The sequence below is a fragment of the Pseudarthrobacter sp. KH_020_B genome (genome assembly GCF_057840185.1).
Map to the genome: position 1 here is coordinate 162,795 of NZ_CM174506.1, position 14,877 is coordinate 177,671.

12 protein-coding genes are annotated in these 14,877 nt (G+C 67.0%); 5 read left to right on the plus strand and 7 right to left on the minus strand.

Features of this window, described 5'->3' with window-relative positions; genetic code table 11:
* The first annotated feature begins 64 nt into the window (after positions 1–64).
* The 3 genes from uriH to AC3IT0_RS00770 are packed head-to-tail and all read left to right on the plus strand — an operon-like array spanning position 65 to position 3,510.
* A complete protein-coding gene (gene uriH / locus AC3IT0_RS00760; protein ID WP_489321939.1) occupies positions 65–1,111 on the plus strand; it encodes a uridine-preferring nucleoside hydrolase UriH in 1,047 nt (348 codons plus the stop codon).
* On the plus strand, positions 1,112–2,539 hold the full coding sequence (gene uriT, locus AC3IT0_RS00765; RefSeq protein ID WP_489321940.1) for a uridine transporter UriT: 1,428 nt from the start codon (positions 1,112–1,114) through the stop codon (positions 2,537–2,539).
* Complete coding sequence (locus tag AC3IT0_RS00770) at positions 2,536–3,510, plus strand: ribokinase (RefSeq protein ID WP_489321941.1); 975 nt, start codon at positions 2,536–2,538, stop codon at positions 3,508–3,510. Before uriT ends, AC3IT0_RS00770 begins: the two co-directional genes overlap by 4 nt.
* A gap of 86 nt (positions 3,511–3,596) precedes the next feature.
* Here the strand turns inward: AC3IT0_RS00770 and AC3IT0_RS00775 are convergent, their stop codons facing one another.
* Together AC3IT0_RS00775 and AC3IT0_RS00780 are read right to left on the minus strand one after the other, a co-directional pair.
* The gene (locus AC3IT0_RS00775; protein WP_489321942.1) at positions 3,597–4,556 is read right to left on the minus strand and encodes a polysaccharide deacetylase family protein; all 960 of its coding nucleotides are present in this window, start codon (positions 4,554–4,556) and stop codon (positions 3,597–3,599) included.
* A gap of 51 nt (positions 4,557–4,607) precedes the next feature.
* Positions 4,608–6,137, minus strand: coding sequence for a purine-cytosine permease family protein (locus tag AC3IT0_RS00780; RefSeq protein ID WP_489321943.1), 1,530 nt, complete (start codon positions 6,135–6,137; stop codon positions 4,608–4,610).
* Between the two features lie 109 nt (positions 6,138–6,246).
* Here AC3IT0_RS00780 and AC3IT0_RS00785 point away from each other — a divergent pair, with 109 nt between their 5' ends.
* Both AC3IT0_RS00785 and AC3IT0_RS00790 read left to right on the plus strand, forming a co-directional pair.
* A complete protein-coding gene (locus AC3IT0_RS00785; protein ID WP_489321944.1) occupies positions 6,247–7,800 on the plus strand; it encodes a helix-turn-helix domain-containing protein in 1,554 nt (517 codons plus the stop codon).
* Between the two features lie 206 nt (positions 7,801–8,006).
* On the plus strand, positions 8,007–8,582 hold the full coding sequence (locus AC3IT0_RS00790) for an endonuclease domain-containing protein (protein ID WP_489321946.1): 576 nt from the start codon (positions 8,007–8,009) through the stop codon (positions 8,580–8,582).
* Positions 8,583–8,712: 130 nt separating this feature from the next.
* On the opposite strand, the gene purU is transcribed toward AC3IT0_RS00790, so the two are convergent.
* The 5 genes from purU to AC3IT0_RS00815 are packed head-to-tail and all read right to left on the minus strand — an operon-like array spanning position 8,713 to position 14,877.
* Positions 8,713–9,609: a formyltetrahydrofolate deformylase gene (gene purU / locus AC3IT0_RS00795; protein WP_489321947.1), complete on the minus strand. Its 897-nt coding sequence runs from the start codon at positions 9,607–9,609 to the stop codon at positions 8,713–8,715.
* A 3-nt stretch (positions 9,610–9,612) separates the two neighbouring features.
* A complete protein-coding gene (locus tag AC3IT0_RS00800) occupies positions 9,613–10,986 on the minus strand; it encodes an L-serine ammonia-lyase (RefSeq protein ID WP_489321948.1) in 1,374 nt (457 codons plus the stop codon).
* The gene (locus AC3IT0_RS00805; protein WP_489321949.1) at positions 10,987–11,622 is read right to left on the minus strand and encodes a sarcosine oxidase subunit gamma; all 636 of its coding nucleotides are present in this window, start codon (positions 11,620–11,622) and stop codon (positions 10,987–10,989) included.
* Positions 11,615–14,560 (minus strand): sarcosine oxidase subunit alpha family protein, encoded by a 2,946-nt coding sequence (locus AC3IT0_RS00810; protein WP_489321950.1) that lies wholly within the window; start codon positions 14,558–14,560, stop codon positions 11,615–11,617. Before AC3IT0_RS00810 ends, AC3IT0_RS00805 begins: the two co-directional genes overlap by 8 nt.
* Positions 14,557–14,877 carry a sarcosine oxidase subunit delta gene (locus AC3IT0_RS00815; protein ID WP_489321951.1) on the minus strand — a complete coding sequence of 107 codons (321 nt, stop codon included), beginning with the start codon at positions 14,875–14,877 and terminating at the stop codon, positions 14,557–14,559. Before AC3IT0_RS00815 ends, AC3IT0_RS00810 begins: the two co-directional genes overlap by 4 nt.

Genomic DNA, 14,877 nt, shown 5'->3' on the forward strand with positions numbered 1-14,877 from the left:
GCATGCCCCGGGCAAGTGCCATGATCGCACTGAATGCTTTCGGCCACTGCTCCGGCAGGCCCCAATGACGTGGAGATTTAACGTGGAATCCAAACCGATGAAACCCGCCCCCAAGAAAATCATTCTTGACTGCGACCCCGGGCATGACGACGCCGTGGCCATCCTGCTGGCGCACGGCAACCCTGACATTGAACTGCTGGCCGTGACCACCGTGGTGGGCAACCAGACGCTCGAGAAGGTCACCAAGAACGCCCTGTCCGTCGGGACCATCGCAGGCATTACCGGGGTGCCTTTCGCCGCCGGCTGCGGCCGGCCCCTGGTCCGCACCATCGAAACCGCGCCGTCCATCCACGGCGAGACGGGCATGGACGGCCCCGCACAGCCCGAGTCCACCATCGAACTGGACCCGCGCCACGCCGTCGACCTCATCATTGACACCGTGATGGCCCACGAACCGGGCACGGTCACCCTGGTCCCCACCGGCGGCCTCACCAACATCGCGCTGGCAGCCCGCAAGGAACCGCGCATTGTGGAACGCGTCAAGGAAGTTGTCCTTATGGGCGGCGGCTACCACGTGGGCAACTGGAGCGCCGTGGCCGAATTCAACATCATCATCGACCCCGAGGCCGCCCACATCGTGTTCAACGAGAAGTGGCCCGTGGTGATGGTGGGCCTGGACCTCACGCACCAGGCCCTGGCTACCCCGGACGTCGTCGAGAAGATCGCGGCCGTGGGCACGGGACCGGCCAAGTTCGTGATGGAACTGATGGAGTTCTTCACCCAGACCTACAAGGACGCCCAAGGCTTTGACTTCCCGCCCGTCCACGATCCGTGCGCCGTGGCCTACGTGATCGATCCCAGCATCGTCACCACGCGCAAGGTTCCGGTGGACATCGAACTGCAGGGCACGCTGACGCTCGGCATGACCGTGGCCGACTTCCGCGCCCCCGCACCGGAAGATTGCACCACTTCCGTGGCCGTTGACCTGGACCACGCCCGTTTCTGGGACCTCGTCACGGATGCCCTGGTTCGGATTGGGGAGCCCGACGCCGGCGCTCCCGCCGCCGCTGCTGAACCCGCCGTCCTCGCAGCAGCCACGGGAGCCAAGTAAATGAGTGCCACCCTCACCGAGGCAAAGACCAGCCGGGGCAACATCACCGCCCTGATGGTCGCCCTGCTGGCGGCGTGCGTCGCCTTCCAGCTCAACGCCTCCATGCTCAGCCCCGCCCTGGTCACCATGGGCAACGAACTCCAGACTGACCAGGCAACCATCGGCCTCTCCCAGACCTGGTTCTTCACCGCGGCCGCCCTGTTCTCCCTCTTCCTGCCCCGCCTGAGCGACATCATCGGCCGGAAGAAGATCCTGATCGGGATGATGCTCCTGATGGCCGTCGGTTCGGTCATTGCGGCCATGGCCCCCGACGTGACCTGGCTCTTTGTAGGCCGCATCATCCAGGGCGTCAGCGGCCCCACCGTGCCGTTGTGCCTGATCATGCTGCGCTCCGCCGTCAGCAACCCGCGCAAATACGGGACGCTCATGGGCCTCATCACCGCAGTCAACGGCGGCGTCGCCGGTGTGGACTCCTTTGTGGGCGGCTATTTCGCCGAGCACTTCGGGTTCCGCAGCATCTTCTGGCTCATGGTGGTCCTGGCCGTCGTCGCCACCGCCCTGATCGCCCTCCTCGCCGGCGAAAGCAAGCCGGCCGCAGGCACCTCCATGGACTGGCTTGGGGTGTTCTTCATAGTCGTCGCCGTGGGTGCGCTGCTCACCGCCCTCAACGAGGGCTCCAAGTTGGTGGGCGCCTTCGCGCCCGGAACGCTCATGCTGGCGATCGGGCTGGTGGTGGTTGCCGCCGTCGCGTTCTACGCCTTCTGGACCGTGGAAAAGCGCGCCAAACAGCCCATGGTGGAAACCGTCCACCTGCGCCAGCGCTCCACCTGGGCGCCGCTGCTGACCACCACGCTGACCATGACCGGCATCTTCGCCGTCATCAACGGGATCGTGCCGGCCTATGTGCAGGCCGCCGACCCCGGATTCGGCATCGGCCCGACGGAAATGTCGCTCATCATCCTCACCCCGTACGCCCTGCTCGGCTGGCTGGTGGGACCCCTGAGCGGCAGGCTCGCGCCCGTTCTCGGCTACACCAAGGTCCTGCGCATCGGCATGCTGGGCAGTGTTGCCGCCCTGGCCATCATCGCGTTCTTCGGCCTCAGCAGCCTGCCCATGATGATCGCCGGCACCGTCTTGCTGGGCATCATGTACGCGGGTACGGTCAACATCATGCTGAACGGACTCGGAGTTGTCCTCTCACCCGCCGGAAACCCGGGATTCCTGCCCGGCATGAACGCGGGCGCCTTCAACCTGGGCGCCGGCCTGAGCTTCCTGGTGCTGCCCGCCGTGCTCGTGGCCACGTCGGCTCTCGGCGACGCCAAGGCGTCCTACCTCACCGTGGTTGTCACCGGCCTGGTCATCACGGTGGCCGCGTTCGCCGCGTCGCTCCTCATCCCCAAGCCCGTCGAGGCTGAGGTGACCGAGTGACCTCCGCAACAGCCGGCACCCAGGGCCGGATCGTCGTCGTCGGTTCCCTGAACGCGGACCTGACCATCTACTGCGAGCGGCTGCCGCTGCCTGGTGAGACGGTGCACGGCAACGGATTCGCAGTGAACCCCGGTGGCAAGAGCGCCAACCAGGCCGTCGCCGCCAGCCTGCTGGGCGGTTCCGTGAGCCTTGTCGGTGCCGTGGGTGACGATTCCAATGGGAAGATGCTGCTGTCCTCCACGGCCGGCGCGGGAGTCGACGTCGGAGATGTCCGGACCGCCCCCACGGAGACGGGCGTCGCCGTCATCGCCGTGGATTCCAACGGCGAGAACAACATCATCATCTCGGCGGGAGCCAACGGCACCCTGTCGCCGGCGGACGTCGCCGCCGCGGCGGAAACGTTCGACGGCGCCGCGGTGGTCTGCCTCTGCCTGGAGGTCAGCCTGGACACGGTTGAGGCCGCCGCCCGGGCAGGGCACGACGTCGGCGCCACAGTTCTGCTGAACCTCTCGCCTTACGCGGAAATCCCGCAGCCGCTGGCTGACCTGGCCGACGTCCTGCTGGTCAACGCCCACGAGGCGTCGCTGTTCCTTGGCTCGGCCGCGATTCCCGGCAGCGACGCGGATGCCGGCGACTGGGAAACCATCCGGCTGCGCTTTGGCGAGCGCGGGCTCCAGCGGGTCCTGGTCACGCTGGGCGCCCACGGCTCCGTGGTGCTGGATTCGCTGGCCCCCGCCGGGCAGCAGCTGGTCCGGGTGGCGCCCACCAAGGTCAATGCCGTGGATACCACCGGCGCCGGCGACGCCTTCACCGGCGCTGTGGCAGCCCGCCTGGCAGCCGGAGCGACCCTGGCTGACGCCGCCGCCTTCGCCTCGGTCGCCGCCGCGCTCGCCACCACCCGCAAGGGAACCCAGGCTGCCTACCCGGAAGCGGCGGACGTGGAGCGTGTGCTCGCCTCGGGAACCGTCTGACGGTCCCACGAAACGCGGGAAACGCCGACGGCGACAGGTGACTGTCGCCGTCGGCGTTCCTTGTATTTGGGGTTGTGGAGCCGGGGTTACCGGCTGTGGCTAGCGGCTCGTTTCTGCTGCCGGACCTCGGCCGGCGTGAACCGGGCACCAGTGTCCGGGAAGGTGGGGACCTCGATCCGGGCGTGGGTGTGGACCTCCTCGACGGTCCTGCGGGTGTGCTCGGCGATCTCCTCCATTGTGGTGACCCACATGCCGTCCATGGATTTCACCCGGTCAATCAGCTGTTCCAGGGCCACGGCCTTGGACGGCCGCCCGGAGATGAACGGGTGGTTGGTCAGGACAAAGCAGCTGCCCTGGGCATGGTGTGCCTCAGCCTCCAGGGTCCACATTTCCAGGACCTTGGCGGGACTTTCGATGACGCCGCTGCCGGTGACGCCGGGGTAGAACGCGTACTGTTCCCAGTCGTCCAGGGTCCAGTCAACCGGGATCTCCACGATGTCCCTGGTATCGCCTTCCGCCACCGCAAAGCGGTACGGTGCGTCGCCGTCGAGCAGGCTCGAATCGTAGAGGAAGCCGCGGTCCGCGAGGAGCGCCGGGGAGTGCCAGTTCAGTTCCCACCACGGGGCCCGGTAGCCCACCGGTTCCACGCCGACCTTGGCGAGGGCCTCCAGCCCGCGGTCGATGTAGCGGGCTTCGGTCCCGGCGTCGATCCCCTGCATGGGTTCGTGCAGGTAACCGTGGTGGGCCACCTCGTGCCCGGCATCCACGATGCGCCGGACCGTGTCCGGGTAGCAGTCTGCCGTGAAGCCGGGAACGAAGAAGGTGGCCCGGATGTCCTGCCGCTGCAGGATCTGAAGCAGGCGCGGCACCGCCACCTTGGGCCCGTACGACTGGTGGGTCATCAGGGACATCCGGCGCGTGCTCTTCGGATCGTGGGCGATGGTGCAGGATTCGGCGTCGACGTCGAACGTGAAGGACGCTGCTGCCTGCTTGCCCTCAGGCCAGGTGATGGGGTGGGCGGAATCCGGGAATGCTTCAAAGGTCATGGTTTGGTTCCTTGGGTATCAGGGTCCGTCAGTGATTCAGGTCCGGGGTGTTCAGAGTCCAGCGGGGGCGCTGGGCCGGGCGGCGAATCCCAGGTCGGCGGACGTCTGGTGAGCGGCGCCATCTGACTGGGCGGAGGCGAGGTATTTGCGGTGGACCTTCGGCCCGAGGATGGCGTAGGTGCCTGCACTGGCGAGGCCGCCGGCGAGCCAGGACAGGTCCCAACCGCCCAGGGCCACGGCCATGGGGCCCTGCATCGCCGGAACAAGTCCGTACATAAACAGCCAGGTGGCGAAGATGCCGACCAGGAGGGCGGTGACGCCTGCCCAGTTGACGCCGGGGAGGCGTTTGGTACCTACGGCGTCGAAGAGCCTCTCCGGGTTGCCCGGCCAGCGCTTCTCGATCCAGAAGTAGTGGACCAGCATGACGCCGCCCCATGCGGCAACCCACGCGACGAGCCCGATGAGCCAGGCGTCGAGGACTGTTGCGAAGTCTTCCTGGAAGATGAAGAACACGACGGCGGCGAGGGAGAAGACGCCGACGAACAGGTTGAGTTTGCGGCGGCTGATGGTGATGTCCAGCGACTGTGTGGCCACCGAGAAGGTGTAGATATTGAGGATGTTGGTGGCGATAGGGCCGTGGAGGACCATCAGCAGGACCGGCAGTGCGAGGACGCCGAAGTTTTGGACGATGAGCTTGCCGGGGTCGATTTCACCGCTGTTGGTGGCCAGGCTTGCGCCGAGGATTCCCAGCCAGACAACCGGGATGAACTGGCCCAGCACGGAAGCCAGGTAGACCTTTTTCTTGGGAACTTCCGTGCTGACAAACCGGGAGTAGTCTGCGGCGTAGGTAAACCAGGTGATGCCCCAGCCGATGCCGATGGCGGTCATCACGGCGCTCATGGCTGCGATCCGTTCGGAGCCTTCCAGGATGTTGCCGGCCGGACCGGCGTATGTCCAGTTGATCTTCATGCCGAACCAGGCAACGGCGGACATGACGGCCAGGATGAGGATGGTGGGCGGCACGGTCCACTTTTCGAAAGCTGCGATGGCCTTGTAGCCGAACCAGGCGATGGCTACCTGCGCGGCCATGATGGCGGTGGCAACGCCGATTTTCCATCCATAGTTCTGTGCTGTGGGATCAACCCAGCCGAGCGTGCCGAAAAGGGCCATGACGAGGTCCAGGATGATCCACGTGTTAACCGCGCACCAGCCGATCACCAGGACCGCCTGGATGGCTGCCGGCAGGTAGTTGCCGCGGCGGCCGAACGCTGCGCGGGCCAGGACCATGCCAGTGGCGCCGGTCTTCTGGCCGAGGAGCACAAAGCAGCCGAAGAGCAGCATGCCGATCAGGTTGCCCAGCACCAGGACGATGACGGTATCGGCGAAACCCAGCCCCAAGTGGATTCCGAGGGCACCCAGTACCCAGTTGATGGGCGCCAGGTTGGCGCCGGCCCAGATCCAGAACTGTCCGGAGACCTTGCGTGTCCGCTGGGATTCGGGGATGGGCTGGAGCCAGGCTTCGCAATCCTCGGCCGGCGTCGTTGCCGGGCCCGACTGCGTGGTGGAGAGGTTGTCTTGCATGGGGGAGAGCCTCCATAAGTGAAAGGGATAGATCCAGATTATGTGGGCCAGGCCACATGCACCACATACAATGTGTCTTGAAGTTAATGAGAAAACGCTACGGAGTGTCATGCCAATACGCCTGCAGGATGTTTTGAAACATTCCACCCTCACCCCCGCGGATCCTGTGATCCGCGCAGCGGCGGCCATTGCGGCGCAAACCCAGCTGCGCTGGATCCACTCCAGTGAGGTTTTGGACATCGCCCCGTTACTTGGCGGCGGCGAACTGCTGCTCACCGGCGGCCAGGCCCTCGTCGCGGCCACGGACAAGCGGAGAATTGGCTACATCTGGGAGCTGGCGGAACGTGGAGTGGCTGCGCTCGCCATCGAGACGGGCACGCAACTGCCGTCCATTCCGTCCTCGATGGTGGCAGCAGCGGAAGCCGCCGGGCTTCCCTTGATAGAGCTCCGCAAAGTGGTGCCCTTTGTGGGCGTCATGGAAGCCATCAACTCGCTGCTGGTGAGCGAGTCAGCTGCCCACTTGCAGCAGGCTGACCAGGCCAGCCATGCCATGGCGGTGGAGCTGGCCCATGGCGGCAGTCTCGACCGGATCCTGGCTGTCCTGGCGGACGCTACCGGCAGGGAAGTTGTCCTGACGTCCATCGCGGGCGCCCCGTTGGCGAGTGCCCTGCCAGCTGATCACACGGAAGAGCCCGAGCCCACAGACTCGATCGACGCGCCGGATCGTGCAGGAACCATCCAGGTTGACGTGTCCGTACGTGGCATCCCTTCGGCCCGCCTCACCCTTCACGCCCGGGAGGGAACGGATGTGAACCTGGCGAGGACCGCGGGGAACCGCTCGGTGGACATTCTGGCGTTGGCCCTGCTGCAGCGCATGCCCCCCGGCCTGAAGGAGATGGCCGGTGCGGCGCTGATCCGCGCCGTCGATTCCGGAACTCAAAACTGGCGGCTCCAGCAGCTCGCTCCGGCAGCCGGGATCCCGTTGTCCGCGCAGCTGGTGGCCGTTGTGGTTCGTTCCCCTGGCTCAAGGCAACCCCGGATGGCCGTGGAGCACCTGCTGGAGCGGGTGGGGCATCACAGTGCAAGCTACGCCGACAACGCGGAACTCCTGGCACTGGCCGTCCTCCGCCCCGGCAAGATGCAGGAAGACCGGGACGCAATCATGGCCGGACTGCAGTCGCTTGCCTTGCCGGAGGGAACCGTCAGCGCCGTCGGACCGGTGGCCACCGGAATCGCCGCGGCGCCATGGTCCCTGACGGAAGCCCGGCTGACGCTGGACCTTGCAGGCGGGGCCGAGCCGCTCAAGGCCGGGCCGCTCAGAGCCGGGCCGGGACAGTCGGGAGTGCTCCTCGACGCCGAGGCGTTCGCGGTGGAGCGGCTCGCCTTCCATTCCTTGGATGATACCCAGCGCACGGACTTTGTCAGCCAGCAGCTCGGTGCCATCCTCGCCCACGATGCCCAACGAAACTCCGCGCTGGTTGAGACGCTGCGGGTCTGGCTGGATTCCGGCTGCAACACCGCCCAGGCTGCGCGCGAACTGCACCTGGAGCGGCAGTCGATGCATCAACGGCTGCAGCGGATCTTCTCCCTCTGCGGCGGCGACCCCCGCGGAACGGGCAGGCTCGCCGCGCTGCACCTGGCCACCCGGCTCGCCGCAATGTAGCCCCGCCCCCCTCAGACGCTCTCTCACTTAATGTGGGTTTTCGGCGAACGCTCGTAACCGAACGCTCTCTCACCTAATGCGGGTTTTCGGCGAACGCTCTCTCACCTCCCGCAGCCAAATGGCCGCCTGTGGATAACTTCTGCAGCGGCATGCCGTTACGGGTCACAATGCCAGCATGCGAAAGCAAGATTTTCTGCCCCAGCCGCATGAGCACACGGTCCCGGACTTGGCTCGATTTGGCACGAACCCTGCCGCTCAAAGACCTGGTGAGCATGGGCGATGAATTGATCCGCATCCCGCGGGTGGATTTCGAGGGAAGGACGCAGCCCTACGACACGATGGCGGGGCTGCGCATGCTGGTGGGCCGCCACCCAAATCTCCAAGGCATCGTCCGGGCCCGTGAAGCGTTGGATCTGATGCGTGTGGGTGCTGACTCGGCGCCAGAGTCGCTGCTTCGGTTGGCAATCGCCGACGCCGGGCTGCCCGAGCCCGAACTCCAGGTGCCATTGCGCGCCGGAGACGCGCGATCGCCGTCGGCCGATCTCGCCTACCGTCATTGCCGGCTCGCCATCCAGTACGACGGCGGACATCACCTTGGTGCCGTGCAGATCCTCAGTGACAGGAGACGGGACATGGCGTTCGAATCAGCTGGCTGGACGGTCTTGGTTTTCGATAAGAGCGATCTTGCCGACGATTTCCAGCAAGCAGTCGTGAAGATCAAAAAGGGGCTTCGCAACGGCTGGCTTGACCACCCCCAAGCGTCTGGTTTTGCCAGCGACTGAGCGTTAAACCCGGGACGCTCCCTCACCAGAGTGAGAGAGCGTCACGCAGAAACCCACATTAAGTGAGAGAGGATCGCCCGAAAACGCGCACTAAGTGAGAGAGCGTCCTGGGGGTGGGGGCGCACGTCTGTTAGCGGAGCACTACCGTCCTGTTCCCCTGCAGGATGACCCGGCCCTCGCAGTGCCAGCGCACCGCGTTGGACAGGGCCTTGCATTCGGTATCCCGGCCGGCAGCGACCAGGTCATCGGGACCGTACGTGTGGTCCACCTCCACCGTCTGCTGCGAGATGATTGGCCCCTCGTCCAGCTCGGCATTCACGTAGTGCGCGGTGGCGCCAACAGTCTTAACCCCGCGCGCGTAGGCCTGGTGGTAAGGCTTGGCGCCCTTGAAGCTGGGCAGGAATGAGTGGTGGATGTTGATCGCCCGGCCGTCCAACCGCCGGGTGAGCTCGTCGCTGAGCACCTGCATATAACGGGCCAGGACCACCAGTTCCACGTCGTATTCGTCCACCAGTTCCAGCAGCCGGGCTTCGGCTTCGGGTTTGGTGGCGGGGGTGACGGGCACGTGGAAGAACGGGATGCCGTGCCACTCCACCAGACCCTGGTGGTCCGTGTGGTTCGAGACCACGGCCGCGATCTCCACCGGAAGCTCGCCGGTCCTGGTGCGGAACAGCAGGTCGTTGAGGCAGTGCCCGAACTTGGACACCATGATCAGCACGCGGCGCTTGGAACCCTGCGGCTCCAGCCGCCAGCGCATCCCGAACCGCTCCGCCACTGGGCCGAAAGCGGCCCGCAGCGTATCCGCGGTGGAGGCGTCGCCGTCGGACGCAAAATGCACGCGCATAAAGAAGTGCCGCTCGGCGCGCTCGCCGAACTGCTTGCTGTCCACGATGTCGCAGCCGTGTTCCAGCAGGAACCCGGACACGGCGTGGACGATGCCGGGCGTCTCTGCGCAGTCGAGCGTCAGGACGTGCTCCACCGAGGTCGGGGCAGTGGACGGGGAGGATTCAGTCTGAATGGCAGTCATGGTTCAGCACTCGATCACGTTGACGGCGAGACCTCCGCGGGAGGTTTCCTTGTATTTGGTTTTCATGTCCGCTCCTGTCTCGCGCATGGTTTTGATGGCTTTGTCGAGGGATACTTTGTGGCTGCCGTCCCCGTGCAGGGACAGCCGTGCGGCGTTGATGGCCTTCACGCTGGCGATGGCGTTCCGTTCGATGCAGGGGATCTGCACCAGGCCGCCCACGGGATCGCAGGTCAGGCCAAGGTTGTGTTCGATGCCCACTTCGGCGGCGTTTTCCACGTGTTCGGGTGTCCCGCCGAGGACCTCGCAGAGGCCGGCGGCCGCCATGGAGCAGGCCGAGCCCACCTCGCCCTGGCAGCCCACTTCGGCGCCTGAGATGGAGGCGTTGATCTTGAAGAGGATTCCGACGGCGGCCGCGGCCAGGAGGAAGCGGACCACTCCGTCGTCGTTCGCGCCCGGAACAAACTTGATGTAGTAGTGCAGGACGGCGGGGACGATGCCCGCCGCGCCGTTGGTGGGGGCGGTGACGATGCGCCCGCCGGCGGCGTTTTCCTCGTTGACCGCCAGGGCGAAGAGGTTCACCCATTCCATCGCACGCAGGGGGTCGGTGACGCCCGTGTCCGCGGTGAGGGTCTGGAATAACGACGGCGCGCGGCGCCTGACGTTTAGCCCGCCGGGAAGGATCCCTTCCGCGGCGCAGCCGTTGTCCACGCATTCGCGCATCACGGCCCAGAGTGCCAGCAGCTTTTCGCGGAGTTCGGCTTCGCTGCGCCACACCAGTTCGTTGGCGAGCATGACGTCGGAGATGGACATGCCTTCGCGGCTGCAGATCTCCAGCAGTTCGTCGGCGGTGGTGAACGGGTAGGGGAGCACGGTGGCGTCGGCCACCACACGGTCGCCGGCGTCGGCGTCGCCGTCCACCACAAAGCCGCCGCCGATGGAGTAGAAGCTCCGTTCGCTCAGGACGGCCCCGGCGTGGTCCAGGGCGCGGAAGGTCATGCCGTTGGGGTGGGCCGGCAGGGACTTGCGCCGGTGCAGCACCACGTCCTCGTCCCAGTTGAAGTCCACCCGGTGGGTCCCGCCGATCATGAGTTCGGCGTCGAGGGCTGCGGCGGCCACCTGGTCATCCGCCGTGGTGGTGTCCACGGTTTCCGGGTCCAGCCCTTTGAAGCCCAGGACCACGGCCTTGTCCGAGCCGTGGCCCCGCCCGGTGGCACCGAGCGAACCGAACAACTCGGCCTGGACGCGTCGGGTGGAGCTCAGGTGGCCGTCGCCCTTGAGCCCGTCGGCGAACAGCTTCGCCGCCCGCATCGGGCCGACCGTGTGTGAGGACGAGGGCCCGATGCCAACGGAGAACAGGTCCAGGACGCTGAGGGCCATTTAGGGGACCTCTGGCGAGGCGTACTCGCGCATTGCATCGAGGAGCCAGCGGCCCAGGAAGTCCGCGAACGAGGCGCGGGGGAAGAGCCGGAAGCTTTCCTCCCCGGTTTTCTGCAGGACCACCGGGATGTTGCCCACCTCGGTGTTCAGCGCGGTTCCCGGGGTGAAGCTGCGGGGGTGCAGGTCCAGGGCGCAGCCCTTTTCCAGGACGGCCCGGGCGCGGGGGCCGGACAGTTCGAACGTGGTGCGGTTGGCGGACAGGTCCACCACCTGGCCCGGGGCGTCACCCAGCGCTTCCGTGAGGGAACCGATGAGATGGCCGCCCAGGGAGTCGTGGGCCTGTTCCGGTGCCACCACGAGGAACTCCGACGGTCCCAGCCAGAGGACGCTGACGCCGTCGGCGCCGCCCACTTCGCCGCAGTGCGCCGGCAGGCCGCCGGTGGCGGCGGCAAGCCGTGCACCTTCCGCAGAGCGCGGGTCTACGCGGACCCCGGCCATGGTCTGGAACGGGCCCTCGTTCAGGACCACTGTCCCCTGGATGGAGCCGGCTTCCAGCGCTGCGGTCAGGTGGGAGGCGGGGCTGCGGCGGATGTCCCGGAGTCCATTGATGCCTTCGAGTGCTGCTGAATTAGCCATCTTTGCGGGTCCCTTCGGGGTCAAATAGTACGGTTTCTGCCACAACAACATCAACCAGCTGGTCGCCGGCTGCGGCCACCAGGGTCTCGCCGATGCGGTTGCGGCCATTCTTGATCAGTGCCAGCCCGAACGAGCGGCCCAGGGCGGCGCTGTGGTAGCTCGAGGTCACGAAGCCCTGCATGGGGACGGGGCCGTAGGCGGGGCTGGTGCTGATGCCCTTTTCCACGAGCTGGGTCCCTTCCGGCAGCCGGATGGAGCCGTCCACGGGCAGGACGCTGACCAGGTGCTTGCGGTCCTCGCGCTGGGCGTCGGCGCGGGCGTAGGAGCGCTTGCCGATGAAGTCCTTGGCCTTGGAAACCACCCATTCCATCCCCGCGTCCTGCGGGGTGACCGTGCCGTCCGTGTCCTGGCCGACGATCGGGTAACCCTTTTCGGCGCGGAGCACGTGCATGGTTTCGGTGCCGTAGGGGGTGATGTTGAATTTGGCCCCGGCGGCGGCCACGGCTTCCCAGGTGTTCAGCCCGTACCAGGACGGCACGTTGATTTCGTAGGCCAGCTCACCGGAGAACGAGATCCGGCAGATCCGGGCCTGCACGCCGGAGGCGAGCGTGGTTTCCCGGAAGGTCATGAACGGGAAGGCTTCGGCTTCGAGCCCGCCGTCCGCTGCCAGTTCCGGTGCCAGTTTGGCGAGCACCGCCCGGGAGTTAGGCCCGACGACGGCAATCGTGGACCACTGTTCGGTCACCGAGGTGCAGTGCACGTCGAGTTCCGGCCATTCGGTCTGCAGCCATTCCTCCAGCCAGTCGAGCACCTTGGCGGCGCCGCCGGTGGTGGTGGTCATGAAGTAGCGGTCCTCGTCCAGGCGCAGGGTCACGCCGTCGTCGAAGATCATGCCGTCCGCCATGCACATCACGCCGTAGCGGGCGGAACCCGGGGCGAGTTTCTTGAACGCGTTGGTGTAGATCCGGTTGAGGAACTCACCGGCGTCCTTGCCGCGGATTTCGATCTTGCCGAGGGTGGTGGCGTCCATGAACCCGACGGAGTCGCGGACGGCGGCGCACTCGCGGAGCACGGCTGCGTCCATGTCCTCCCCGGCCTGCGGGTAGTACCAGGGCCGCTTCCACTGCCCCACGTCCTCGAACAAGGCGCCCTTGGCCTCGTGCCACGGGTTGATGGAGGTGACGCGGGCGGGGTCGAACAGTTCGCCGCGCTGGCGTCCGGCCAGGGCCGCGAAGGCTACCGGCGTGAAGGGTGCCCGGTAGGTGGTGGTGCCGATGTCGCCGATGCCGCGGGACGCTTCGCCGGCGGTCCGGAGCGCGGCGGCGATGACGCCGATCGCGTTGACGCCGGAGGTCTTGCCCTGGTCGTTGGCGGTGCTGATGGAGGTGTAGCGCTTGATGTGCTCCACGGACCGCATACCGGCACCGGTGGAGCGCAGGACGTCGGCCACGGACTGGTCGCGCTGGAAGTCCACAAAGTGGTGGTGCCAGTCATCCGGGGTGCCCGCCTGGCCGGGGACCAGCCACAGCTGGCGGGTCGGGGCGGACGCCTTCGGCTCTTCGATCACGGAAGGCGCGACGGCGGAGCTGAACCCCGCCGCGATGGCCGCGGCGGCACCCGCGGAGATGCCCTCGGCAAGGCAGTCCCCGAGTTCGAAGCTGCCGCGGCCCGAGCCGATGGTCTGCTGGTTCGGAACCACGGTGCTCGGCACAAACGCCGCCAGCTCATCGTCCCAGCGCAGTTTGCCCTGGCGCTGGGAGTGGAGGTGGACCAGCGGGCTCCAGCCGCCGGAGACTGCCAGCAGGTCGCAGGCGATTTCTTCGACGCCGGAGGTGAGTTCGCCGTCGTCGTTAATGCTCCGGACGGTGACGCTCCCAACCCGGCCGTCTGCGCTGTTGGAGGCGGTGTTCGCCACCGCGCTGCCGATCAGCACGCGGGTGCCGGCTTCGACGGCGGCGGCCGCCACCGGCGTGAGGGCCGGACGGGCGTCAACGACGGCCGCGACCTTGACACCGGCGGCGCGCAGGTCCGCGGCGAGGGCGTAGGCGCTGTCGTTGGTGGTGCTGATGACCACGCGCTGCCCGGCGGCGACGGCGTAGCGGTTCAGGTACGTGCGGACGGCGGAGGCCAGCAGGATGCCGGGGCGGTCGTTGTTCTCGAACACCAGCGGGCGTTCGTGGGCGCCGGGAGCCAGCACCACCTGGTTGGCACGCACGTGCCAGATCCGCTGCCGGGAGACGCCGGGGGCGGCCGGGCTGGACAGGTGGTCGGTGCGGTTCTGGACCGCGATCACGTAGTTGGCGTCGTAGGCGCCGAACGCGGTGGTGCGGTTCAGGACGGTGGATTCGGCGCCGGAAACCAGTTCGGCTTCCACGTCCGCCACCCATTCCAGGGCCGGCTTGCCTTCGATGGTCTCGGCCAGGCCGGACGCGGTGGCGCCGGAGAGGAGCGAGCCGCCGAGTTCGGGCTGGTCGTCCATCAGGATCACACGGGCGCCGGTGCGGACCGCTTCGCGGGCAGCGGCCAGGCCGGCGGGGCCGCCGCCGATCACCAGGACGTCGGTGTGGACGTACTTCTTGTCGTACTCAGCACGGTCATCTTCCGGGTCCAGGCGGCCCAGGCCGTTCAGCATGCCTGCGGCGAGGCCGTCCACCAGGGTGACGGTGGTGGCGGGGAGCATGGACTCGGCCACGTGGCCCGGGAACCGTGGTTCAACACGGACCAGCGCGTTGGATTCCTCCACGCCGGCGGACATGATGCCGCGGGGGCGGTCCTCGTAGAGCGAGTTGCCGGCGGCGATGCGGCCGTTGGCGAGCAGGGCCGAGGCGAGGGTGTCGCCAGGGTGGCCCGTGAATTCCTCGCCGTCCACGGTGAAACGCCAGGAGATGGTGCGGTCGATGCGTCCGCCGGCGGCGAGGCGGGCGTTCTGGGAAGTCACTTGGTTGCTCCTTCCGGGGCGGTGGTGCTGGCGGTGATGCTGATAGCGGCTGGGCGCGGCGTGCCCATCGGGTAGACGGCCTGGATGTCGTAGGTGACGGTGTCGCGCAGCATGTTGAACCACTGGCGGCAGCCGGTGCTGTGCAGCCAGCGTTCGGCGAAAATGCCTTTGGTGTTGTCGCGGTAGAACAGGTACTCGGCCCATTCGCGGTCGTTCAGGTCGTTCGGGTTCTCCGGGTAGGCCACGTGGGCCTGGCCGCCGTAGTGGAATTCGGTCTCGTCGCGCGAGCCGCAGTTGGGGCATGAAATGAGGAGCAT

What these genes read in the sequence shown, in the direction of transcription:
- AC3IT0_RS00780 (WP_489321943.1), bottom strand. Translation starts at nt 6,137, where the DNA reads ATGCAAGACAACCTCTCCACCACGCAGTCGGGCCCGGCAACGACGCCG.
- purU (WP_489321947.1), bottom strand. Translation starts at nt 9,609, where the DNA reads ATGACTGCCATTCAGACTGAATCCTCCCCGTCCACTGCCCCGACCTCG.
- AC3IT0_RS00805 (WP_489321949.1), bottom strand. Translation starts at nt 11,622, where the DNA reads ATGGCTAATTCAGCAGCACTCGAAGGCATCAATGGACTCCGGGACATC.
- AC3IT0_RS00800 (WP_489321948.1), bottom strand. Translation starts at nt 10,986, where the DNA reads ATGGCCCTCAGCGTCCTGGACCTGTTCTCCGTTGGCATCGGGCCCTCG.
- uriT (WP_489321940.1), top strand. Translation starts at nt 1,112, where the DNA reads ATGAGTGCCACCCTCACCGAGGCAAAGACCAGCCGGGGCAACATCACC.
- AC3IT0_RS00790 (WP_489321946.1), top strand. Translation starts at nt 8,007, where the DNA reads ATGAGCACACGGTCCCGGACTTGGCTCGATTTGGCACGAACCCTGCCG.
- AC3IT0_RS00815 (WP_489321951.1), bottom strand. Translation starts at nt 14,877, where the DNA reads ATGCTCCTCATTTCATGCCCCAACTGCGGCTCGCGCGACGAGACCGAA.
- uriH (WP_489321939.1), top strand. Translation starts at nt 65, where the DNA reads ATGACGTGGAGATTTAACGTGGAATCCAAACCGATGAAACCCGCCCCC.
- AC3IT0_RS00785 (WP_489321944.1), top strand. Translation starts at nt 6,247, where the DNA reads ATGCCAATACGCCTGCAGGATGTTTTGAAACATTCCACCCTCACCCCC.
- AC3IT0_RS00775 (WP_489321942.1), bottom strand. Translation starts at nt 4,556, where the DNA reads ATGACCTTTGAAGCATTCCCGGATTCCGCCCACCCCATCACCTGGCCT.